General features: G+C 62.5%; 4 protein-coding genes. All 4 read left to right on the plus strand.

What is annotated here, in order from left to right:
• Positions 1-109 precede the first annotated feature (109 nt).
• The 4 genes from KUF73_RS23530 (at position 110) to KUF73_RS23550 (ending at position 25,441) form a co-directional block, all read left to right on the plus strand.
• Positions 110-1,282, plus strand: a complete 1,173-nt coding sequence (locus KUF73_RS23530; RefSeq protein ID WP_218440403.1) for an MFS transporter — start codon at positions 110-112, stop codon at positions 1,280-1,282.
• 204 nt (positions 1,283-1,486) lie between these two features.
• The gene (locus KUF73_RS23535; protein WP_218440404.1) at positions 1,487-2,221 is read left to right on the plus strand and encodes a thioesterase II family protein; all 735 of its coding nucleotides are present in this window, start codon (positions 1,487-1,489) and stop codon (positions 2,219-2,221) included.
• Between the two features lie 256 nt (positions 2,222-2,477).
• Complete coding sequence (locus tag KUF73_RS23545; protein ID WP_256345678.1) at positions 2,478-13,679, plus strand: non-ribosomal peptide synthetase; 11,202 nt, start codon at positions 2,478-2,480, stop codon at positions 13,677-13,679.
• Positions 13,679-25,441, plus strand: a complete 11,763-nt coding sequence (locus KUF73_RS23550) for an amino acid adenylation domain-containing protein (protein ID WP_218440405.1) — start codon at positions 13,679-13,681, stop codon at positions 25,439-25,441. The genes KUF73_RS23545 and KUF73_RS23550 overlap by 1 nt, the downstream gene beginning before the upstream one ends.
• The last annotated feature ends 94 nt before the right edge of the window (positions 25,442-25,535 follow it).

A 25,535-nucleotide genomic window follows, 5' to 3' on the forward strand; every position in this document is an offset into this window, starting at 1 on the left:
GGGAGTGAGCCTGCTCGCGATAGGGCCTTCACATTCAACCAACAATTCCACGCTTTCCCCTCAACCAAGGGTTATGGCAACGTGCATGCCCTTGTCGAGACTTGCACCCATGGCAAACCCCTACCGCGAACTGTTCAAGGCCCCAGGCAGCCGAGCCTTCGTGCTCGCCGGCATGATCGCGCGCATGCCGATTTCCATGACCGGCATCGGCCTGATCACCATGCTTTCGCAGTTGCAAGGTGGCTACGGCCTGGCCGGCGCGGTGGCGGCAACGTTTGCGCTGGCCACGGCGTTTTGTGCGCCGCAGGTGTCGCGGTGGGTCGACCGTTTTGGTCAGCGGCGGATCTTGCCGGTGTCGGCGCTGGTCGGTGGCGGGGCGTTGATGATGGTGTTGCTTTGCACGCGTTTGCAGGCGCCGCACTGGACCTTGTTTGTATTCGCCGCTTTGGCCGGTTGCATGCCGAGCATGTCGGCGATGGTACGGGCGCGCTGGACCGAGGTGTATCGCGGCCAGCCGCAATTGCAAACGGCGTATGCCCTGGAATCGGTGCTGGACGAAGTCTGCTTTATTGTCGGGCCGCCGTTGTCGGTGGGCTTGTGCGTGGTGGCGTTCCCCGAGGCCGGGCCTTTGGCGGCGTTGCTGATGCTGGCCATCGGGGTGACGGCATTTGTCTTGCAACGCAGCACTGAACCGCCGGTGCATCCGCACGAAGAACATCAAATGGGCTCGATCATTCGCTCCGTGGACATTCAATTGCTGATGCTGTTGATGGTCGCGATGGGCACCATCGTCGGTGTGGTGGACGTGGTCAGCGTCGCCTTCGCCCAGCAGCAGGGCCAGCCGGCGGCGGCGAGTATCGTGTTGTCGGTGTATGCGATTGGCTCGTGCATGGCCGGGTTGGCGTTCGGCGCATTGCGTTCGAAAGTGCCGTTGCCTCGATTGTTTTTGTACGGTGGGGTGGCGACGGCGGTGACGACTTTGCCGTTGCTGCTGGCGACCAATATTTTCGGGTTATCCCTGGCAGTGTTCGTCGCCGGGCTGTTTTTTGCGCCGACCCTGATTGTCGCCATGGCGTTGGTGGAGCAGATCGTGCCGCCGGCCAAACTCACCGAAGGCCTGACCTGGCTGGTCACCGGTTTGAGCATCGGCGTGGCGATTGGCGCTGCGAGTTCCGGGTGGCTGGTGGATGCGTTCGGCGCGCCCAGCGGGTTTTGGGTGGCGATTGCGGCGGGGGCGGTGGTGTTGGGTTCGGCAATCCAAAGCTTCCGCCACCTGAAATAGGCACCCCTTTTTGTAGGAGCTGCCGAAGGCTGCGATCTTTTGATTTTTCTAATCAAAGGCAAGATCAAAAGATCGCAGCCTTCGGCAGCTCCTACAACAGCGCTTTGAAGCAGCATCAAGACAGTTGCTCACACATTGGATCTTCGACTAATTCAAGCGCTGCCTCATCCGTTCTCTTAGCAGACAACTTTTGAGGTAAGCCCAGTGACCCAGCTGACATTGCTGTGCCTGCCCTATTCGGGCGCGAGTGCCATGGTCTACAGCCGCTGGCGGCGCAAACTGCCGCAGTGGCTGAAACTGCAACCGGTGGAGCTGCCGGGGCGCGGTGCGCGTTACGGCGAACCGCTGCACACCGACATGCGCCGCCTCGCGCTACAACTCGCCCATGAACAGAAAGCCACGCTCAAGGCGCCATATGCCTTATTCGGCCATAGCCTGGGCGCGTTGCTCGCCTGTGAAATGGCGCATGCCTTTCGCGCTCTCGGCATGCCGGAGCCGGCAGCGTTGTTCGCCTCGGGCACCGCCGCGCCAACGCTGCGCGCCGAGTACGACCGCGGTTTCGCCGAGCCAAAATCCGATGCCGAGCTGATCGAGCAATTGCGCACGCTCAACGGCACCAGCGAGGAAGTACTGGCCAACGAAGAGCTGATGAGCCTGACGCTGCCGATCCTGCGCGCCGACTTCCAGTTGTGCGGGCGATTCGAGCCGGTGCAGCGGCCATTGCTCAAATGCCCGGTGCATGTGCTCGGCGGCAAGGCCGACCGGGCGACTACCGAACAACTGATCGGCTGGCGCAAGGAAACCCTCGGCAGTTTTTCCGTCGACATGCTCGCCGGCGGGCACTTCTTCATCCATGAGCACGAGGCCAAAGTGTTGCGGGTGATCAAGGATCAACTTGAAGTTCATCATCGGCGACACGCCATGGCCGCCAGCGCCTGACCACCATCCCTGCGGCACGCGATGGTCGCCTGACCACTATCCCCTGTGGCACGCCATTGTCGCCTGACCACCATCCCCTGTAGGAGCCGAGCTTGCTCGCGATGACTGACTGACCTTCAACATTGATGTCGACAGTTACAGCGCTATCGCGAGCAAGCTCGGCTCCTACACTCATTCGCTAATTTTTCCGGCCTGCATTCGTTTTATAGGGACGACGTGCCTTTGTGCTGCCTGCCACTGATCCGGATGCCTAGAAATGAATGCTGAAGACTCCTTGAAACTTGCTCGCCGGTTTATCGGGTTGCCCCTGGAAAAGCGCCAGATGTTCCTTGCGGCCTTGCACAAGGAAGGCGTTGATTTCGCCCGGTTTCCAATTCCTGCCGGGGTCGAGGCCGAGGACCGACAGGCGCTGTCTTTCGCCCAGAAGCGCATGTGGTTTCTCTGGCAACTGGACCCGCAAAGCGGTGCTTACAACCTGCCAGGCGCAGTGCGTTTGACCGGTCGTCTGAACTTGCCCGCATTGGAGCAGGCCTTCGCCAGCCTGGTAGAGCGTCACGAAACCCTGCGCACGGTGTTCCAGCAACAGGCCGATGACAGTCTGCGGCAAGTACCGGCCACAGCGCCGCTGGTGATCGAGCAGGTGGATTTCAGCGCACTCTCGACCATGGAGCGCGAAAAGGCAGTCGCACAAACCGCCGAGCAGCAGTCGGTATTGCCATTCGATCTGGGTGCCGGCCCGCTGCTGCGGGTCACCTTGCTCAAGCTTGCCGAGCAGGAACACGTTCTGCTGCTGACCCTGCACCACATCGTTTCCGACGGTTGGTCGATGAACGTGCTGATCGACGAATTCATCCGCTGCTTCGACGCCTTTGATGCTGGCGCGCAACCACAACTTGCAGTGTTGCCGATCCAGTACAGCGACTATGCCTTGTGGCAGCGCCGCTGGCTGGAAGCCGGCGAGCAGGCGCGCCAGCTCGAATATTGGCAGGCGCAACTGGGCGACGAACACCCTGTGCTGGAACTGCCCACGGATCATCCGCGCCCGGCGATGCCGAGCTATCGCGGCACCCGTTACGAATTCGCCGTCGACGCGCAACTGGCCGAGCAACTGCGGGCCACCGCGCAGAAGCACAACATCACCCTGTTCATGCTGTTGCTCGGTGCCTTCAACGTGCTGCTGCATCGTTACACCGGGCAAACCGACCTGCGCGTCGGCGTGCCGATTGCCAACCGCAACCGCCCCGAGATCGAAGGCCTGATCGGTTTTTTCGTCAACACCCAGGTACTGCGCACGCAACTGGACGGCCAGACCCGCGTCGATGAGTTGCTGCGCCGCATCAAGGAAACCGCCCTCGGTGCCCAGGCCCATCAGGACCTGCCGTTCGAGCGCCTGGTCGAAGCCTTGAAACTGGAGCGCAGCCTCAGTCACACGCCGCTGTTCCAGGTGATGTACAACCACCAGCCGCAGGTTGCGGATATTTCCACCGTCACCACAAAGTCCGGCCTGGCGTTGGGCGCAATCGAATGGCAAGGGCGCACCACGCAATTCGACCTGACCCTCGACACGTACGAGAAGGGCGGCAAGTTGCACGCCGCATTGACTTACGCCAACGACCTGTTCGACGCCGCAACCATAGCGCGTATGGCGCAACACTGGACGCGCCTGCTGCACGGCATGGTCAGCGACTCGCAGCAGCGGATCAGTGATTTGCCGATGCTGGAACAGGCTGAATACCAGCGCATCGTCCATGACTGGAACCACAGCGATGAATGCTTCGCACAGGATCTGAATGCTGTTCACTTAAAAACGAACGTTGTACCTGTGGCGAGGGAGCTTGCTCCCGCTGGACTGCGAAGCAGTCCCTATCTTTTTAGGGACAAGACGGGGGCCGCTTCGCGCCCCAGCGGTAGCAAGCTCCCTCGCCACGGGTTTCACGACACGCCCTATCGCCTAGCTGAACTGCATTTCGCACAGGATCTGTGCATCCATCAATTGATTGCCCAACAAGTCGCTGTGGCACCGGATGCGCTGGCGGTGACGTTCGCCACCACGCAGTTGACCTACAGCGAACTCGACACTCAAGCCAACCGTCTCGCACACAAGCTGATCGAACTCGGCGTAGGCCCGGAAATCCGGGTTGGCGTGGCGATGCAGCGTTCCGACAAATTGCTGGTGGCGTTGCTGGCGGTGTTCAAGGCCGGGGGCGCCTACGTGCCGCTGGACCCGGATTACCCGGCGGAACGAGTGGCCTACATGCTCGAAGACAGCCGCTCGCGGGTGCTGCTGACCGAGCAATCAGTCGCCGCGACCTTGACCGTGTCAGAGGACACGCAAGTGCTGCTGATGGACAGCATCTTTCTGGCTGATTACCCGGACAGCGCTCCGGTCACCCTCGTCACGCCGGATAACCTGGCCTACGTGATCTACACCTCCGGCTCCACCGGCAAACCCAAAGGCGTGGCCATCGCCCACCGCAACGTGCTGGCGCTGATCGACTGGTCGCACTCGGTCTACCGTCGCGAAGACATCCAAGGAGTGCTGGCCTCGACTTCAGTGTGCTTCGACCTGTCGGTGTGGGAGCTGTTCGTGACCCTGGCCAACGGTGGCTCGGTGATCATTGCCCGCAACGCCCTGGAGCTGCCGAACCTGCCGGCCCGGGATCAGGTGCGCTTGATCAACACCGTGCCGTCGGCGATCAATGCGCTGCAACGCGACGGGCAGATCCCGCCCAGTGTGCGCATCATCAACCTCGCCGGGGAGCCACTCAAGCAAAGCCTGGTGGACGCGCTATACCAGCAGCCGACCATCGAACACGTCTACGATCTGTATGGCCCGTCGGAAGACACCACCTATTCGACCTGGACCCGCCGCACGGCCGGCGGCAGCGCCAACATCGGCCGTCCGCTCAAGCACACCGCCAGCTATTTGCTGGACGCCGACCTGCAACCGGTGCCGCAAGGCGTGTCTGCCGAGCTGTACCTCAGCGGCGCCGGCATCACTCGCGGTTACCTCGCGCGACCGAGCCTGACTGCCGAAAAATACGTGCCAAACCCGTTCGCCAGCAATGGCGAACGCCTCTACCGCACCGGCGACCTGACCCGTTATCAGGTCGACGGCACGCTGCAATATGTCGGCCGCATCGACCATCAGGTCAAGGTGCGCGGTTTCCGTATCGAGCTGGGAGAAATCGAGGCGCGGCTGTTGCAACAGGACACGGTGCGCGAACTGGCGGTACTCGCTCAGGACGGTGCCAGTGGTCAGCAACTGGTGGCCTATATCGTGCCAACCGAGCCGGCGTTGCTGGGTGATGAAGGCGCGCAAACAACCCTGCGTGAAACCCTCAAGGCTGCACTGCGTCAGCATCTGCCGGACTATATGGTCCCGGCGTTCCTGCTGTTCCTCGAACAACTGCCGCTGACCCCCAACGGCAAGCTCGACCGCAAGGCTTTGCCGGCGGTGGATGGCTCGCAACAAAAGCGCGAACACGTCGCGCCGCGCAGTGCCCTGGAAAAGTCTCTCGCAGCGATCTGGCAGGACGTGCTGGCCATCGACAACGTCGGCCTGGACGACAACTTCTTCGAGCTGGGCGGCGACTCCATTGTGTCGATGCAAGTGGTCAGTCGCGCTCGTCAGGCGGGGATCGTGTTGAGCCCCAAGGATTTGTTCCAGCACCAGACCATTCGCAGCCTGGCTCAAGCAGCCCGCTGCGGTGAGCAATCGCTGATCGACCAAGGCCCGGCGACTGGCGCGGTGCCTTTGGCGCCGGTACAACAGTGGTTCTTTGAACAAGCCATCCCGCAGCGTCAGCACTGGAACCAGTCGCTGTTGCTGGTGCCGCGCGAGGCGTTGAATGTCGAAGCGCTGGAGCGTGCGTTGGCACAACTGCTGACCCACCACGACAGCTTGCGTCTGCGTTACCAGCCAAGCGAAAGCGGCTGGCAACAAGCCTATGCCGCGCCGACCAGCGACTCGGTGCTGTGGCAGCGTCAGGCGCAATCGATCGAACAACTCACTGCGTTGTGCGATGAAGCCCAGCGTAGCCTCGACTTGCACAACGGCCCATTGCTGCGCGCGCTGTTGGTCGCCATGGCCGACGGCAGCGAGCGTCTGCTGCTGGTCATCCATCACCTCGTAGTGGACGGGGTTTCCTGGCGTGTGCTGCTGGAAGATCTTCAACAGTTCTACAGCAGCGGCGTGGTGCCGGCGAAGACCAGCAGCTATCAGAGCTGGGCCGCACGATTGCAGGATCATCTGCCGGCGTTTGAACAAAGCCTTGGCCACTGGCGAACCCAACTGCAAGACGCTCCGGTCGACCTGCCATGCGACCGTCCGAACGGCGCGCTGGAAAATCGTTTCGAGCACAAACTCCAACTCAAACTCGACGCCGAACAAACCCGAAAACTGCTGCAACAGGCACCCGCTGCTTATCGCACTCAAGTCAACGACTTGCTGCTGACCGCGCTGGCCCGTGCCGTTTGCCGCTGGAGCGGGCAGGGCAGTACGTTGGTTCAGCTCGAAGGTCATGGCCGCGAAGACCTGTTCGATGACGTTGATTTGACCCGCAGCGTCGGTTGGTTCACCAGCCTGTTCCCGATCAACCTGACGCCTGCGACCGCTGTCGGCGCCTCGATCAAAAGCATCAAGGAGCAATTGCGCAGCGTTCCGGCAAAAGGCCTGGGCTACGGCGCACTGCGTTATCTCGGCACCCCGGAAATTCGCACCGAACTGGCGGCGTTGCCGCAACCGCGTATCACCTTCAATTACCTTGGGCAGTTCGACCGCCAGTTCGACGACGGTGCACTTTTTACACCGTCCACCGAAGGCAATGGTCTGGCACAGGACCCGACGGCACCGCTGGGTAACTGGCTGGTTGTAGAAGGTCAGGTTTACGGCGGCGAACTGTCCCTGAGCTGGGGCTTCAGCCGCGAGATGTTCGACGCGGCGACCATCCAGCGTCTGGCCGATGATTACGCTGTGGAACTTATTGGGCTGATCGAACATTGCTGCACCCTTGAATCACCCCAGGCAACACCGTCGGACTTCCCGTTGGCGCGGATCAGTCAGGTTCAACTTGATGCACTGCCGGTCGCCGTATCGACCCTCGAAGATGTGTATCCATTGTCGCCGATGCAGCAGGGCATGTTGTTCCACACACTTTACGAGCCCGAAGTCGGCGCCTACATCAGCCAGTTGCGCCTGGACATTGGCGGGCTGGACACCGAACGATTCACCCGGTCCTGGCAAGCGGCGGTCGAGCGTCACGACATTCTGCGCAGCAGCTTCCATTGGCAGGGACTCGACATTGCGCATCAGGCGATTGCCCACCAAGTGGCACTGCCGCTTGAGGTGCTTGAAGCCAGCGACACCGACACACTGGCCGATGCCGAGCGAGCGCAAGGATTTGTCCTCGGCTGCGCGCCGCTGTTCCGATTGAAACTGGTACGGACCGGCACCGACGCCTGGCACCTGATCTACACCAGCCATCACATTCTGATGGACGGCTGGAGCAACGCGCAGTTGCTCGCCGAAGTGATCCAGCATTACGCCGCCGGGCAGTCGCTGCCTGCACCGTCGGGGCAATACCGCGATTACCTGGGCTGGTTGCAGCAGCAATCGGCAGTTGCCGGCGAGCAGTTCTGGAAGGCCGCTTTGGCACCGCTGGAAGCCCCTACATTGCTGGCCGAAGCCCTGCGCCCGCCGGTCGGCACCGAGGGCAGCGAAGAATATCGGGTAGCCCTCGACAGCCACGCGACCCAACGTCTGGCCGAGTTCGCCCGCCAACAAAAAGTCACCCTCAACACCGTGCTGCAAGCAGCCTGGAGCCTGTTGCTGCACCGCTACACCGGTCAGGATTGCGTGGTGTTCGGCGCGACCGTGGCGGGTCGTTCGGCACCGCTGCCGGGGATCGAAGAACAGCTCGGATTGTTCATCAACACCCTGCCGCTGGTGTGCGCGATGAAACCGGACCAGACCGTCAGCCAATGGCTCGGCGAACTGCAAGGCCTGAACCTGGCCATGCGCGAGTTCGAGCACGTGCCGCTGTATGACATTCAGGGTTGGGCGGGGCAGCAGGGTTCGGCGCTGTTCGACAGCCTGCTGGTGTTCGAAAACTTCCCTGTGGCCGAGGCGCTGAAACAGGGCGCGCCGGCCGGGTTGGCATTCGGCAACCTGCATAACCACGAGCGCACCCACTATCCGCTGACCCTGGGCATTGAACTGGGTGCAGCGTTGAGTCTGGACTTCAGCTACGACGCGGCGCGCTTCAGTGCCGCGCAGATCGCTACGTTGTCGGCCAACTTGCAGCATCTGCTGATGCAACTGGTATCGATGCCGGATGCGGCATTGGGCGCGCTGGAATTGCTCGATGCCGAGGATAAAAGCGCGGTACTCGCGATCAGCCAACCGTCGACAGTGCCGTTGGTTTCGACCTTGCTGGTGCACGAACAAATCGCAGCTCAGGCGGCGGCCACTCCGGACGCGTTGGCATTGCAAGTCGACGGCCAGTCCCTGAGCTACAGCCAACTGAATGCTCAAGCCAACCGCTTGGCCCATTACCTGATCGACAACGGTGCCGGCCCCGGCACGCGCGTGGGTCTTGCGCTGCGTCGCGGCCCGCAACTGATCGTCAGCCTGCTGGCGGTGCTGAAAAGCGGTGCAGCCTATGTGCCGCTGGACCCGAAATACCCGGCTGAACGCCTGGCCTACATGATCGACGACAGTCGCCTCGACGTGCTGCTGTGTGAATCCGGCCTGCTGGAAGACATGCCATTGTCAGCGGACTTGCCGCGCCTGCGCCTCGATGACAATGCCGCTTACCCGGATACCAATCCGGCCCCTGTAGGAGCGAAGCTTGCTCGCGATGGCGGTATACCTGTCGCCGAAAATCTCGCCTACATCATCTACACCTCAGGCTCCACCGGCCAACCCAAAGGCGTAGCCATCAGCCACGCCGCACTGCGCGAGTTCTGCCAGACCGCCGCCGACTATTCGATGCTCTCTGCTAAAGACCGCGTGTTGCAGTTCGCGACTTTCAGCTTCGACGGCTTCGTCGAGCAATGCTTCCCGGCGCTGTGCATCGGCGCGGCGTTGATCATGCGCGGCGATGACCTGTGGGACGCTGGCCGCCTGGCCGCAGAAATCGTCGATCAAGGCGTGACCGTCGCCGACTTGCCGGCCGCCTACTGGTTCCTGCTGGCCCGTGAATCTGCCAGCGGTGTGGTGCGCAGCCTCGGCGACTTGCGCCAGGTTCACGTCGGCGGCGAAGCCATGTCAGTGGAGGGGCTGCGCCTTTGGCATCAGGCCGGCTTGAGCCACGTTCGGTTACTCAACACCTACGGGCCGACCGAAGCGACCGTGGTGTCCAGCGTGCATGAGTGCCAGTTGGCCGATGCCAGCGACGCGTTCGGTGTCCCGATTGGTCGGGCCATCCCAGGCCGCGCGTTGTATGTGCTGGATTCGGCGGGTCAATTGTTGCCGTCCGACGGCGTCGGCGAGTTGTGCATCGGCGCGCCGGCCTGTCTGGCGCAACGCTATTTCGACCGTCCGGCGCTGACTGCCGAGCGTTTCCTGCCGGACCCGTTCGCCCGTGAGCCGGGGGCGCGGCTGTACCGCAGCGGCGACTTGGCGCGCTACAACGCCAACGGCGATCTGGAATACGTCGGACGTATCGACCATCAAGTGAAAATTCGCGGTTTCCGTATCGAGATGGGCGAAATCGAAGCCTGCCTGCAAGCTCGCGATGACGTACGCGAAGCGGCGGTGATTGCTCAGGACGGCACGCAATTGGTGGCATACATCGTGGCCAGCGATGCGTTGGTTTCCGAGGCAGAGTATCTGGACGGACTCAAAGACGTCCTGCGTCAGTCGCTGCCGGAATACATGGTGCCAAGCCATCTGGTCCTGCTGGCCAAATTGCCGCTCAACAACAACGGCAAACTTGACCGAAAAGCCTTGCCCCGTGCCGAGGCCGGCGACGCACAACGCGACTTCGTGGCCCCGACTCAAGGGCTGGAAACGCAGCTTGCGCAGATCTGGCAAGAAGTGTTGCAGGTCGACCGCGTGGGTCGCGACGACAACTTCTTCGAACTGGGCGGCCACTCGTTGCTGGTGCTGCAAGTGATCTCCCGAGTGCGTCAGCAACTGAACATCGAGTTGTCCGTGAGCAGCCTGTTTTCTGCGGTGAACCTCGCGCAATTCGCCGAACGCGCAGCACTGGCGAACGTCAGCAGCCAACCGCTGCTGCAACGTGCAGCAGCCGATCAGCCACGGGTTCTGTCTTACGCCCAGCAGCGCCAGTGGATTCTCTGGCAACTGGACCCACAAAGCGCTGCCTACAACATTCCAGCCGCGCTGCGCCTCAAGGGGCCATTGAACCGTGAAGCGCTGCGCACAGCCTTCACGCAATTGCAGGCCCGCCACGAGACCCTGCGCACAACCTTCGAACAGAACGGTCAGCAGGCGCGCCCACCGGTTCACGCACAACTGCCGTTGCAGCTCAGTGAGCGCCCAGTCGACGAGGTATCGATCAACGACGCTGTGGCCGAAGAAATCGCCCGACCGTTCGACCTGCGCAGCGGCCCGTTGTGGCGCGTTCTGCTGCTGCAAGTCAGCGCCGAGGACCATGTGCTGGTGCTCACCGTGCACCACATCGCCGCGGATGGCTGGTCGATGCAAGTCATGGTCAAAGAATTCAGCGCGCTGTACCAAGCCGCCGTTGCAGGCCAAATCGCCAACCTGAAAACGCTGCCGGTGGCCTACAGCGACTACGCCCGCTGGCAACGCGACTGGCTGGAGGCCGGCGAGGGCGCGCGGCAACTGGCATGGTGGCGCGAGCAACTGGATGGCAGCCAGGCACCGCTGGAATTGCCGAGCGAACTGACTCGTCCGGCCCGCCGCAGTCAGCGTGGGGCGACCCTGGCGCTGAACGTGGATCGCCACTTGCTGGCCGGTTTGCGTGAGCGCGCCCAGCAGCAGCAAGTGACCTTGTTCATGTTGCTGCTGGCGAGCTTCCAGACGTTGCTGCATCGCCAGAGTGGTCAGCCGAGCATCAGCGTCGGCGTGCCAAGTGCTGGCCGTTCGCGCCTGGAAACCGAAGGCCTGATCGGCTTCTTCATCAACACGCAGGTGCTGCTCGCCGAGATCGACGGGCAGCAGTCCTTCAGCACCCTGTTGCAACAGGTCAAGCAGGTGGCGTTGGGCGCACAGGCCCATCAGGACCTGCCGTTCGAGCAACTGGTTGACGCCTTGCAACCCGACCGCAGCCTCAATCACAGCCCGTTGTTCCAGGTGCTCTACAACCACCAGCAGCAATTGGGCGCCAGCGTCGAACGCGCTGTCGCCGAGCTGCAGGTCGAGCGCCTGCACTGGCAGCAACACACCGCACAATTCGATCTGGTGCTCGATACCCAGGAACAGGGCGATGAACTGGACGCCAGCCTGAGCTACGCCACCGATCTGTACGACGAAGCGTCGATGCAGCGCTTCGCCGAGCAGTGGCTGAACCTGCTGCGCGCCGTGGTCGAAGATCCGCAACAACGCGTCGCTGAACTGCCGTTGCTGCAAGCGCCGCAGGCCGCCGGGTTGATCCAGCACTGGAATCCGACATTCGAAGCTCAACTGCAGTCGCCGACCCTGCATCAGTTGTTTGAAGCCCAAGCCGCGCAACAACCGGACGCTATCGCGCTGGTCTACGAAGGCGAGCAACTGAGCTACGCCGCACTCAATGCCCAGGCCAACCGGTTGGCGCGCAAACTGCGTGAGCAAGGCGTCGGCCCGGAGGTGAAAGTCGGCATCGCCACCGAGCGAGCCATACCGCTGGTGGTCGGTTTGCTGGCGATTCTCAAGGCCGGTGGCGCCTATGTGCCGCTGGACCCGCAATACCCCGCCGAGCGCTTGAGCTACATGATCGAAGACAGCGGCATCGCGCTGCTGTTGACTCAGTCACATTTGATCGACGGCTTGCCGTCCCGCGACGGCGTGCAGGTGTTGGACCTGTCGTCACTGCAACTGGACGCCTACAGCGCCGACAACCTGCCAGCGCTGGCGAGCCCGGAAAATCTCGCCTATGTGATCTACACCTCCGGCTCCACCGGTCGGCCAAAGGGCGCATTGCTCAGCCATGGCAACGTCGGACGCTTGCTGACGGCCACCGCAAAAGAATTCAACTTCGGCCCGGCGGATGTCTGGACCCTGTTCCATTCCTACGCCTTCGATTTCTCGGTGTGGGAGCTGTTCGGTTCGCTGTGTACGGGCGGGCGTCTGGTGATCGTGCCGTATTACATCAGTCGCGAGCCGCAAGAATTCCACCGCTTGCTCTGCGACGAAGGCGTGACGGTGTTGAACCAGACGCCGACTGCTTTCCGCCAGCTGTTGCCGATTGCCTGCGCCAGCCCACGCAGCATGGCGCTGCGTCAGGTGGTTTTCGGTGGCGAAGCACTGGAAGTGGTCAGTTTGCGTCCATGGTTCGAACGCTTCGGCGACCAGCAACCGACGCTGGTCAACATGTACGGCATCACCGAAACCACGGTGCACGTGACCTACCGCGCGATCCGTCTGGCCGACCTCGACGGCAAGGCGCAGAGCCCCATCGGCCTGCCGATCCGCGACCTGCGCTGGTACTTGCTCGACAGCCAGTTGCAACCGGTGCCGGTGGGTGTGGCGGGCGAGCTGTACATCGCAGGTGCCGGTCTGGCGCGTGGTTACCACGGGCGTTGCGGCCTGACCGCCGAGCGTTTCGTGCCGAGCCCGTTCGATACCTCGCAGCGCCTGTATCGCAGCGGCGACCTGGCGCGCCAGCGCGTCGACGGCAGCATCGATTACCTCGGTCGTATCGACCAGCAAGTGAAGGTCCGTGGGTTCCGTATCGAGCTGGGTGAAATCGAAGCCGCGTTGCTTGCCCAACCGGGCGTGCGCCATGCGGTGCTGAGCGTGCATGCGGGCGACGGCGGGCCGCAGCTTTGCGCCTACGTTGTCGCCGAGCACCCCCCACACGACCCGATTGCATGGCGCGATCACCTGCGCGCCGCGCTCAAGGTCGACCTGCCGGATTACATGGTGCCGAATCACTGGCTGCTGCTTGATGCCTTGCCGCTGACCAGCAACGGCAAGCTCGACCGCAAGGCCTTGCCACTGCCGGATGCCGAGGACTGGCAATGCCCGTTCGAAGCCCCCGAGGGCGATCTCGAACAGCAACTGGCAGCCATTTGGGCCAGCGTGTTGGGCGTGGCGCAGATCGGCCGGCGCGACAACTTCTTTGAACTGGGCGGGCACTCGCTGCTCGCCGCCCAGGCCAGCGCCCGTGTGGAGCTGGAACTGGGGATCGAGCTGCCGCTGCGTGCGCTGTTCGAATCCACCGACCTTCAGGCTTACGCCGCCATGGCCGGGCAACACGCCCCGACTGACAACGATGCACGCCTGGATGCGCTTGAGTCGCTTCTCGACGAGATGGAGATCAACTGATGGAACACAGCACTGCCTGGCGTATCGCCACCCGTTTCGCCGGCCTGCCAGCCGACAAGCGCCGCGAGTTTCTGACAAAAATGCAAGAGCAGGGCGTGAGCTTCGGCCAACTGCCAATACCGCCCGCCGCAGAGCCGCAAGCGACGTTTGAACTGTCCTATGCGCAACAACGCCAATGGTTCCTGTGGCAGCTCGACCCGCAGAGCAGCGCCTACAACATTCCAGCCGCCCTGCGCCTGCACGGGCCGCTGAATGTGGCGGCGCTGCAACTGAGTTTTGATGTGTTGCTGGAACGTCATCAGAGCCTGCGCAGCCGCTTCGTCGAGGACGACGGGCAGGTGATGCAAGCGTTGGCGACGTTCACCACACTGCCCATCGAACAGCACGATCTGCGCGTCGAATCCGAAGCGCAACGCTTCGAACGGGCGATGAAAACAGTCGAGCAGGAAATCGCCCGGCCGTTCGATCTGCAACACGGGCCGCTGCTACGCGTCAGCCTGTTGCAACTGGGCGACGAAGACCACGTGCTGGTGCTGACCCTGCACCACATCGTCACTGACGGTTGGTCGATGGGCGTGCTGGTGGAAGAGTTTTCCCGACTCTACGCCGCCCATTGCCAAGGGCAGGGCGCAGAGCTGGAAGCGCTGCCAATCCAGTATTCGGACTATGCCGCCTGGCAACGTCGCTGGATGGAAGCGGGGGAGCTGGAGCGCCAGCTGAACTGGTGGCGTGAAAAACTCGGCAGCGAACAACCGTTGCTGGAATTGCCGACGGATCGCCCGCGCCCGGCACAACCGAGCCAGCGCGGTGCGCGTCTGGATTTCGCCCTCGATGCCGCGTTGGCCAGCGGTCTGATCGCCCTGGCCAAACAGCGCGGCGTCACGCCGTTCATGCTGCTGCTGGCGAGCTTCCAGGCCTTGCTCTATCGCTACAGCGGTCAGTCCGATTTGCGCATCGGCGTGCCGATCGGTAACCGCAATCGTGCGGAAACCCGTGGCCTGATCGGTTTCTTCGTCAACACCCAGGTCATGCGCGCCGAGCTGGACGGTCGTTTGCCGTTCAGCCAGTTGCTCGACCAGACTCGCGCCGCGTCGCTGGATGCCCAGGATTATCGAGACTTGCCGTTCGAGCGCCTGGTGCAGGCGCTGCAAGGTGAACGCAGTCTGAGCCACAGCCCGTTGTTCCAGGTGATGTTCAACCACCAGCAGGCCAAACCGGCAGCGGTCAGCGGTTTGCTGGCGGGCCTGCGGGTCGAGGCGCTGAATGCCTCGGCGCAGACCACCCAGTTCGACCTGCAACTGGATACCCAGGAAGAGGGTGACAAACTGTTCGCCAGCCTGACCTACGCCACCGATCTGTTCGACGCCGAGCGCGTTGAGCATCTGGCGCGTCACTGGCGCAACTTGCTGGCCGGTGTGTTGGCGAACCCGCAAACCCCGCTGGCGGAGTTGCCCTTGCTGGACGCCGACGAGCGCCTGCGCATTCTAGATGACCTCAACGACACCGCCAAAAACTATCCGGGTGAAGTCTGCGTGCAGCGGCATTTCGAGGAGCGCGTCATTGAAAACGGTGACGCGACAGCGCTGGTGTTCCAGGGCCAACGCCTGAGTTACGCCGAACTGAATCGTCGGGCCAATCGCCTGGCTTATCACTTGCGCGCCCAAGGTGTCGGCCCGGAAGTGCTGGTGGGGATTGCCTGCGACCGTTCGTTTGAAATGGTCGTTGGCCTGCTGGCGATCCTTAAGGCAGGCGGCGCCTATGTGCCGCTGGACCCGGAATACCCGCTCGATCGCCTGAGCTATATGATTGAAGACAGCGGCATTTCGCTGTTGCTGACCCAGGAACAGTTGCTGGCGCATTTGCCGACGCCGGACGACGTTCGTACGTTGTGCCTGCGCAGTGACGCCGATTGGCTGAGCGACTTGCCATGCTCCGACCCGGTCAATCTGGCGGTCGCGGAAAACCTCGCTTATGTGATTTACACCTCCGGCTCCACTGGCAAACCAAAAGGCGCGGGCAACCGTCATGTCGCGCTTCATAACCGTCTGGAGTGGATGCAAGAAGCCTACAACCTGCTGCCTGCTGACCGCGTGCTGCAAAAAACGCCGTTCAGTTTCGACGTATCGGTGTGGGAATTTTTCTGGCCGTTGATGAAGGGCGCCACGCTGGTGATCGCCGCGCCGGGGGAGCACCGTGATCCGCAACGCCTCGCCGCGCTGATCGTCGAACAGGCGATCACCACGCTGCACTTTGTGCCGTCGATGCTCTCGGTATTCATCGGTGCCGACGAGTCGCTGGCCTGCACCTCGCTGACGCGCATTATTTGCAGTGGCGAAGCCTTGCCGATGGACCTGCAACGCCAGACGCTGCGCAGCCTGCCGCATGCCAATCTGTACAACCTGTATGGCCCGACCGAAGCGGCCATCGACGTGACCCATTGGACCTGCGTCGAAGAAGGCCGCGACAGTGTGCCGATTGGCCGGCCTATCGCCAACTTGCGCACCTGCATTCTCGACAGCGAGCTGCAACCGTTGCCATTGGGCGCGGTGGGCGAGTTGTACCTCGGTGGCGTCGGACTTGCTCGCGGTTACCACCGCCGTGGCGCGTTGACCGCCGAACGTTTCGTCGTTGATCCGTTTGGCAGTGGCGAGCGTCTGTACCGCACCGGCGACCTGGCGCGCTATCGCGCCGACGGTGCAATCGATTACTGCGGGCGAATTGACCATCAAGTGAAGATTCGCGGTTTGCGCATCGAACTGGGCGAGATCGAAGCACGTCTGCAAGACCATGCCGAGGTGCAGGAAGCCGTGGTGCTGGCCCTCGATGGCCCGAGCGGCAAGCAACTGGTCGCCTACATCGTGCCGCAGGACCGCGCTTTGGTCGGCGCCGATACCGACCGGCAAGGCGCGTGGCGTGAAACCCTGAAAAGCCATTTGCTCGGCAGCCTGCCGGATTACATGGTGCCGGCGCAGACCGTGCTGATCGAGCAAATGCCCCTGAGCCCCAACGGCAAGCTCGACCGTAAACGTCTGCCAGCGCCGACCGCGCAAGTCAGCCAGCGCGTTTTCGAAGCACCGCGCACTGAACACGAGCAAGTGCTGGCGCAGATTTGGCAAGACGTGTTGGGTGTGGCGCAGGTTGGGCGTCAGGACAACTTCTTTGAACTGGGCGGCGACTCGATCATTTCGATTCAAGTGGTCAGCCGCGCCCGTCGGGCGGGCCTGAGCCTGCAACCGCGTGATTTGTTCCAGCAGCAGACCTTGCAAGCGCTGGCCGCCGTGGTCAAAGAACAAGCCGCTCCGCTGGCGCAACAAGGGCCGGTGGATGGCGTGCAGATACTTACGCCGATTCAGCGTTGGTTCTTCGACGAGCCGATCTCGCAGCGTGCCCACTGGAACCAGGCGGTGTTGCTCACACCACGGGAAACCCTTGAATTACCGCGTCTGCAAGGCGCCCTGCAACGCGTGCTCAAGCAGCACGATGCCCTGCGTCTGCGCTTCAGTCAGGTCGACGGCCAATGGACCGCACGCTATGTCGGCGCCGACAGTGCCGATGTCATCGACATGCTCTGGACCGCTCGCGTGGCCAGCGATGCGTCGCTGGAGTCGGTGTGCGATGAAGCCCAGCGCAGCCTGAGCCTGCAAGACGGGCCGTTGCTGCGGGTGGCGCTGATTGCCCAGGCCGATGGCTCGCAACGGTTGCTGTTGGTCATCCACCACCTGGCCGTGGACGGTGTGTCCTGGCGGGTGTTGCTGGAGGATTTGCAGGCCGCTTATGAAGGGCAGGAATTGCCGCCGAAGACCAGCGCCTTCCAGGCCTGGGCCGACAAACTCGACACTTATGCACGTTCCGAAGCCGCCGCCAGCGAACTGAGCTGGTGGCAAGCTCAGCTTGGCTTCGCGCATGATTCGTTGCCGGCGGCTAATGCCCAGGCGAGTCAGGCCGGGCATCTGCGCCAAGGCGTCAGCATCGGTCTGACTCGCGAGCAAACCCGCCAGTTGCTGCAACAGGCCCCGGCGATCTACCGCACGCAGGTCAACGACCTGCTGTTGACCGCACTGGCTCGCACCCTCAGTCGCTGGGCCGGCAACGAGTCAGCATTGATTCAGCTCGAAGGTCATGGCCGCGAAGAACTGTTCGATGACATCGACCTGACCCGCACTGTCGGCTGGTTCTCCAGCCTGTTCCCGGTGCGCCTGACGCCGACCGCTGACCTTGGCGGTTCGATCAAAGCGATCAAACAGCAACTGCGCGAAATTCCCGGCAAAGGCCTGGGCTATGGCCTGTTGCGCTATATGGGTGATGCCAAGGCCCAAGCGGCATTGGCGGCATTGCCGGCAGCGCGAGTCACCTTCAACTACCTCGGCCAGTTCGACCAGAGCTTTGCCGAGGACGCATTGTTCAGCCCTGCAAGCGAATCCAGCGGTGCCGCGCAGTCCGCCGATGCACCGCTGCCAAACTGGTTGTCGGTGGACGGCCAGGTCTATGGCGGCGAACTGAAACTCGACTGGACCTTCAGCCGCGACTGCTTTGACCGTCGAGAAATCGAGGCGTTGGCCGCCGACTTCCGCAGTGAGTTATTGGCGCTGATCGACCACTGCCTGAGCGACGGCGCGGGCGGCGTGACCCCGGCGGACTTCCCGCTGGCGCGTCTGACTCAGGCGCAACTCGATGGTCTGCCAGTGCCAGCGGCGCAGATCGAGGACGTTTACCCGCTGTCGCCGATGCAGGCCGGTTTGTTGTTTCACAGCCTGTACGAATCGGATTCAGGCGCTTATGTGAACCAACTCAGTGTCGAGGCTCGCGGTCTCGATGCCGAACGCCTCGGTCGCGCGTGGCAAGCGGTGCTTGATAGCCACGCGATTCTGCGCAGCAGCTTCCATTTCCCTGAAGGCTTCGAAGCACCGGTGCAACTGGTCCATCGTCACTTGCAATTGCCGATGATTTGCCTTGATTGGCGCACGCGCGACGATCAGGCCGAGGCGTTGGAGCAGTTGATCGACAGCGAACGCCTGCAACTCGATTCGACCCGCGCACCGCTGATGCGTCTGACCCTGGTACGCCTGGACGATGAGCGTCAGCAACTGATCTACACCCACCATCACTTGTTGCTGGATGGCTGGAGTAATTCGCTACTGCTGAGTGAAGTCTTGCAGCGTTACGCCGGGCAAGCAGTGCAGGCGCCGACCGGGCGTTTCGCCGATTACATCGGCTGGCTGCAACGTCAGGATGCCGAGGCCGACGAACTGTTCTGGCGCGAGCAACTGGCAACCCTCGACAATCCGACGCTGTTAGCCCAGAGCCTCGCTCATGGCGAACGAAAAAGTCTGTCGGACGCCGAGTTTGCCGACCACCGTCAGACCTTCGACGCAGCCATCAGCAAACGCTTCAGCGACTTTGCCCGTCAGCAAAAAGTCACCCTCAACACCTTGGTGCAAGGCGCCTGGGCCTTGTTGCTGCAACGCTACAGCGGCCAGCGCAGTGTCGCGTTCGGTGCCACGGTGGCGGGGCGGCCGGTGGATTTGCCGGGGGCCGAAAGCCAACTCGGTTTGTTCATCAACACCTTGCCCGTGATCAGCAGCCCGGATGCGGTGGAAAGCGTTGAGCAATGGCTGAGGCGTTTGCAGGCGCAGAACCTGGAATTGCGTGAACATGAATTCACCGCCCTCGGTGACATTCAGCGCTGGGCCGGGCGTGCCGGTGAGCCGCTGTTCGACAGCCTGCTGGTGTTCGAAAACTTCCCGGTGGCCGAAGCGCTGCAACAGGGCGCGCCGGCCGGGTTGAGTTTCTCGATTCCGCAGAACCACGAACGCACCAACTTCCCGCTGACCCTCGCCGCCACTGCCGAAAGCCAGCTCAGCCTGAACTGGAGCTACCAGTGCAGCCACTTCAGCAGCGACGCGATCAAGCGCATGAGCGAGCATCTGGCCGCGCTGCTGGCGGCGATGGTTGCCGCGCCAAAGGCTGCATTGAGCGAACTGGACCTGCTGACCGCGCCGGAACGTGAGCAGCAATTGCTGGAATGGAACCCGCCGTTCACCACGACGCAAAACCCGCTGTGGGTGCATCAGTTGATCGAAGCGCAGGCCGCCGCGCGACCAGACGCCACGGCGCTGATCTTCAACGACCTGGAATTGACCTTCGACCAACTCAACCGTCGCGCCAATCGCTTGGCCCATCACCTGCGCGCACTGGGCATCGGCCCGGAAGTGCGGGTCGGCCTGGCGATGCAGCGTTCGCCGGAAATGATCATTGGCTTGCTGGCAATCCTCAAGGCCGGCGGTGCTTATGTGCCGCTGGACCCGGCGTATCCGGCTGAGCGCCTGCGTTACCTGATGGAAGACAGCGGCATTTCCCTGATGATCAGCCAGTCGTGGTTGCGGGAAAAACTGCCGTTGCCGCAAGGCTTGCCGGTGCTGGAAATCGACCGCGAAGCGCTGGAATTCATGGCAGAAACCAACCTGGTCAACCTGACCTGTGGCGAGAACCTTGCCTATCTGATTTACACCTCGGGTTCGACTGGCCGGCCAAAAGGCGTCAGCGTGGCTCACGGTCCGCTGGCCATGCATTGCCTGTCGATTGGCGAGCTGTACGGCATGACCCCGGACGACCGCGAGCTGCAATTTGCCTCGATCAGCTTCGACGGTGCCCACGAACGCTGGCTGACACCGCTGGTGTTCGGCTCCGCCGTGATGCCCCGCGACGACGAGTTGTGGAGCGTTGAGCGCACTTGCGCCGAGATTGAAAAACACGGCATCACCATTGCCTGCTTCACCCCGACCTATTTGGGGCAGATCGCCGATTTCATGGGTGAAGCGGGGCGCGATTTGCCGATCCGTTCCTACACCCCATGCGGTGAAGGCATGGCCAAGCACGCGTTCGACGAGGTGCAGCAAGTGCTGCAACCCAAGCGCCTGATCAATGGTTACGGTCCGACCGAAACGGTGATCACGCCGCTGATCTGGCTGGCGTATCCGGACACTGAATTCGACTCGGCATTCATGCCCATCGGTCGCCCGGTCGGCAACCGCAGTGCCTACATCCTCGACGGCGGCATGCAGCCGTTGCCGGTCGGCGTAGCGGGCGAGTTATACCTGGGCGGCGAAGGTGTCGCGCGGGGTTATCACCAGCGTCCGGATTTGACCGCCGAACGTTTTGTGCCGGACCCCTTCGTGCCGGGTGCGCGCTTGTATCGCAGTGGCGATCTTGCACGTTTCCGCACCGATGGCGTTGTTGAATACCTTGGCCGTATCGACCAGCAAGTGAAGATTCGCGGGTTCCGGATCGAGCTAGGTGAAATCGAAGCCTGTCTGCTGGAACACGAAGGCGTGCGTGAAGCCTTTGTGATCGACCGCGATGGTCCGGTGAGCCGCCAGTTGGTGGGTTACGTGGTACCGCGCGATCCGCTCGCCGATGAGCAGGAACTGCGTGAAGCGCTGACGGCGCATCTGCGCAGCCGTTTGCCGGCGCACATGCTGCCGGCGCACATGATGTGCCTGGCCGCATTGCCGTTGACGCCAAATGGCAAACTCGATCGCCAAGGCTTGCCTGCGCCTGAAGCCTCCCGTCAGCAACTCGGTCAGGTGGCCGCCGCGTCACCGGCCGAAGCGCTGTTGGTGGAGATCTGGCAGGAACTGCTGGGCCTGGAATCGGTGGGCGTCACTGAAAACTTCTTCGAACTGGGCGGTGATTCGATCATCTCGTTACAAGCGGTCAGTCGTGCCGGGCAGCGTGGGTGGGTGTTCAGTCCGAAGCAGCTGTTCGAGCAGCAGACCATTCGAGCCCTCGCGGCAGTGGCCAGCAGCCGCGAAGCCGCGTTGGTTGAAGCGCCGAAAGTCGAGGCGTTCTCGCTGGTGCCGCACATTGACGTCGGGGCCCGTGAAGGGTTGCAAGACCTGTATCCGCTGTCGCCGATGCAGCAGGGCATGTTGTTCCATTGCCTCGATTCACCGGAGCTCAACCCCTACGTCAACCAGCTCAGCGTGGCGGTGGACGGCATGCAGGTGCCGCGTTTCCGCGCAGCCTGGCAAGCCTTGATCGAACGTCATGAAGTGCTGCGTGCGGCGTTCCGCTGGCGCGATGGCCTGGCTGATCCGCTGCAAGCGGTGTTTGCCAAGGTCGAGTTGCCCATCGAAGAATTCGACTGGCGCGAGCGCACGGACACCGAACACGCATTGAGTGAACTGGCGGCTGCGGAACAGGCAAAAGGCTTCGACCTGAGCTGCCCGCCGCTGATGCGTTTCATCCTGGTGCGTCTGGGTGAAGAGCGTTACCAGATGATCTGGATTTATCATCACTTGCTGCTCGATGGCTGGAGTGCTTCGCGTCTTTTGGGCGACATGTTGCGCCTGTATCACAACGACAGCCTGCCGGCGCTGACCGGTCGTTACGCCGATTACATCGCCTGGCTGCAACGTCAGGACGGTGCGCAGGCCGAGGGTTTCTGGCGCGAGCGCCTGGCGTTGCTCGAAGCACCGACCATTCTGGCGAAGGCTTCCGGTGCCGAGGGGGCTGGTCATGGCGTGATGTACAGCAACCTCGACGCCGAAGCGACGCGCAAACTGCACACTTTCGCCAAGCGTCAACGCGTGACGCTCAACACGCTGGTGCAAGGCGCGTGGCTGTTGCTTCTGCAACGCCACAGCGGTTTACGCAGCGTGGCGTTCGGTGCCACGGTGGCGGGGCGTCCGACCGGTTTGGCCGGGGCGCAGGACATGCTCGGCCTGTTCATCAACACCTTGCCGGTGATCCAGACCCTCGACCCGCAACAACCGCTCGGCGAGTGGTTGCGCGACCTGCAGGATTACAACCTGAGCGTGCGCGACTACGAGCACACGCCGTTGTCGGACATTCAGCGCTGGGCCGGGCAGGGTGGCCAGGGCTTGTTCGACAGCATCATCGTCTTTGAGAACCATCCGGTGGACCGTGCCTTGCGCGGTGGCGAGGAAGGCGAGTTGCGTTTTGCCGAAGTCGGCAGCGGCGGCGTCACCAACTTCCCGATGGACTTGATGGTCAGCGCCAACGAAGAAGGGCTTGAGGTTGAATACCTGTTCCTGCGTGATCGCTTCAGCGATCTGGAAGTGCAGCGTATTCGTGCGCAGCTTGAAGGTTTGCTGCGGGCGTTGCCGGAAGACGCGGCTTGCCTGCTCGGCAATATCGGCTTGCCGGAGGCGCGTTTGATCCTGCCGCAAGCGTCCGATGAGCAGGCCGATTTGCTCCACAGCTTCAATCAGCACGTGCGTATGCAACCGCAGAAAATCGCGCTGTTCTGTGAAGAGCGCTCGGTCACCTATGCCGACCTTGAGGCCCAGGCCAATGGTCTGGCGCAGCAACTGATCACTCGCGGCATTGGCCCGGAAAGTCTGGTCGCCGTAGCGTTGCCACGTTCCGAGCGCACCATCGTTGCGTTTCTCGCGGTGCTGAAGGCTGGCGCAGCGTATCTGCCGCTGGACCTGGCGTACCCGGCAGAGCGTCTGGCGTACATGCTCAGTGATTCGGCTGCCAGCCTGTTGATTTGCGACAGCGATCTGGGTGATCGCCTGACGTTGGCCGACAGTCCGCCACGCCTGTTGCTCGATCAATTGACTGTTGCTGGCCGCAGCGAATGTCCAGTTTCCACTTCGCTGCCGGGACACCTCGCGTACCTGATCTACACCTCTGGTTCCACCGGCCAACCGAAAGGCGTGGCCGTGGCGCGGGGACCGATTGCCCGGCATTGCCGCGGCATTATCGATCTGTACGAACTGGTCCCGGACAGCCGCGAACTGCACTTCATGTCGTTCGCTTTCGACGGTGCCCAGGAGCGCTGGTTGAGTGTGCTGTTGGCGGGCGGCAGCCTGGTGATCCGTGAGGACAATTTGTGGACCCCGGAGCAGACGCTGGACGTGCTGCATCGTCACGCCGTTACCGTGGCGTGCTTCCCGCCGGCGTACCTGCAACAGATGGCTGAAGTGGCCGAACGCCTGGGCAATCCTCCAGCGGTTCAGGTGTACTGCTTTGGCGGTGATGCGGTGCCGGAGGCCAGCTTCGAGCAGGTCAAGCGGGCCTTGCGTCCACAGCGTCTGGTTAATGGTTACGGCCCGACCGAAACCGTGGTTACGCCGCTGTTGTGGCGTGCCGAAGTCAGTGAAACCTGCGATGCGGCCTATGCGCCAATCGGGCGTGGTGTGGCCGGGCGTGGTTTGTATGTACTCGACGCCGACCTCAACCCGCTGCCGGTCGGTGTCAGTGGCGAGTTGTACCTGGGCGGCGAATGCCTGGCCCGTGGGTATCACCAGCGTCCGGGCATGAGCGCCGAACGCTTCATTCCCGATCCGTTTGAGGCCGGTGGCCGTATGTATCGCACTGGCGACCTGGTGCGCCAGCGCGAATGCGGGTTGATCGACTATCTGGGGCGGTTGGACCAGCAAGTGAAGATCCGTGGTTTCCGCATCGAGCTCGGCGAAATCGAAGCCCGCCTGCGCGAATGCGCCGGGGTACAGGATGCCGTCGTGGTGGTGCACGACACGCCAACCGGCAAGCAATTGGTCGGTTATGTCGTGGCGGTGGGCGCGACCGGGCTGGATCGTCGACTCAAGGCCGAACTGCAAGCGCAGTTGCCGGACTACATGGTGCCAGCGCGAATCATGGTGCTGGAGCGTTTCCCGTTATCGGCCAACGGCAAGCTGGATCGTCGCGCACTGCCGGAGCCGGAATGGGCCATCGGCGGTTATCGCGCCCCGCGCAACGCGCTGGAACAGGCGTTGACCGCGATCTGGCAAGAAGTGCTCGGCGTGCCGCAGGTGGGCATCGACGACAACTTCTTCGAACTCGGTGGCGACTCGTTGCAGGTGCTCAAAGTCATCTCGCGGGTACGCAGCCAGCCGCAACTGGGCTTCCAATTGAAACTGCGCGACCTGATGCAGAAACCGTGCATCGCCGAACTCAGTGGCTATCAAATGGTTGAACCTTCGAAAGCCCCCGACCCATTGCTGGCATTGAATGGCCGGGTGACAAACGTGCCAGCGCTGTTCTGCCTGCACGCCGGTTTCGGCACGGTGTTCGACTACGAGCCACTGGCCCGGCGTCTGGAAGGGCGGCGCACGGTCTATGGCCTGCAATGCCGCATGTTGCTTGATCCGCAATGGCAGGATGAATCGCTGCTGGCGATGGCTCAGGCGTATACGCAACGGATTCGTGTGCAACAGCCTGAAGGTCCGTATTACCTGCTCGGTTGGTCGTTGGGTGGTGCGCTGACGCAACTGGTCGCTCACGAACTGGAGGCTCAGGGACAGGCGGTCGCGTTTGCCGGACTGGTCGACAGCTATGTGGCAGGCACCGCGGAAGCGGGGGACTGGCGCGAGGATCTGGTGGACTTTCTGACCTTTGTTCTCGGTCTGCCGGCGGATGAGGCGCAGGCGCTGATAGCGTCGAAAGCTGCAGACATGAACGAGCGCGAGGGTGCTGCGGCAGTGATCGAGGCGGCCATGCACGGCGGCAATGGTCATGCGGCGTTGGGGGCGAGTGAGCTCACGCAGATTTTTGCCACCGGCTCATCGCTCAAGCAACTGGCTCTGGCGCAGCGGCAACTGCCGAAAATTCAGGTCGCGGCGCATCGCTGGTGGGTGGCCGGGCGCGATGACGAGCGCCGGGTGTTCGAGGCACAAGTCGGTCATCACGGCGTTGATCGCCTGTTGACGGGCGGGCACTACGAATTGCTGCGCGGTGATGAATTACTCGACCAGCTGGAAGACCTGTTGGAGCAGCGCCTGGCTATCGCCTAGCCCTGTAGGAGCTACCGCAGGCTGCGATCTTTTGGCTGTGTTCGATCGGTGTTCGATATACCGATGAATCAAGATCAAAAGATCGCAGCCTGCG

Origin of the sequence: Pseudomonas sp. PD9R, from assembly GCF_019200975.1 — a bacterium.
Classification (GTDB): Bacteria; Pseudomonadota; Gammaproteobacteria; order Pseudomonadales; family Pseudomonadaceae; genus Aquipseudomonas.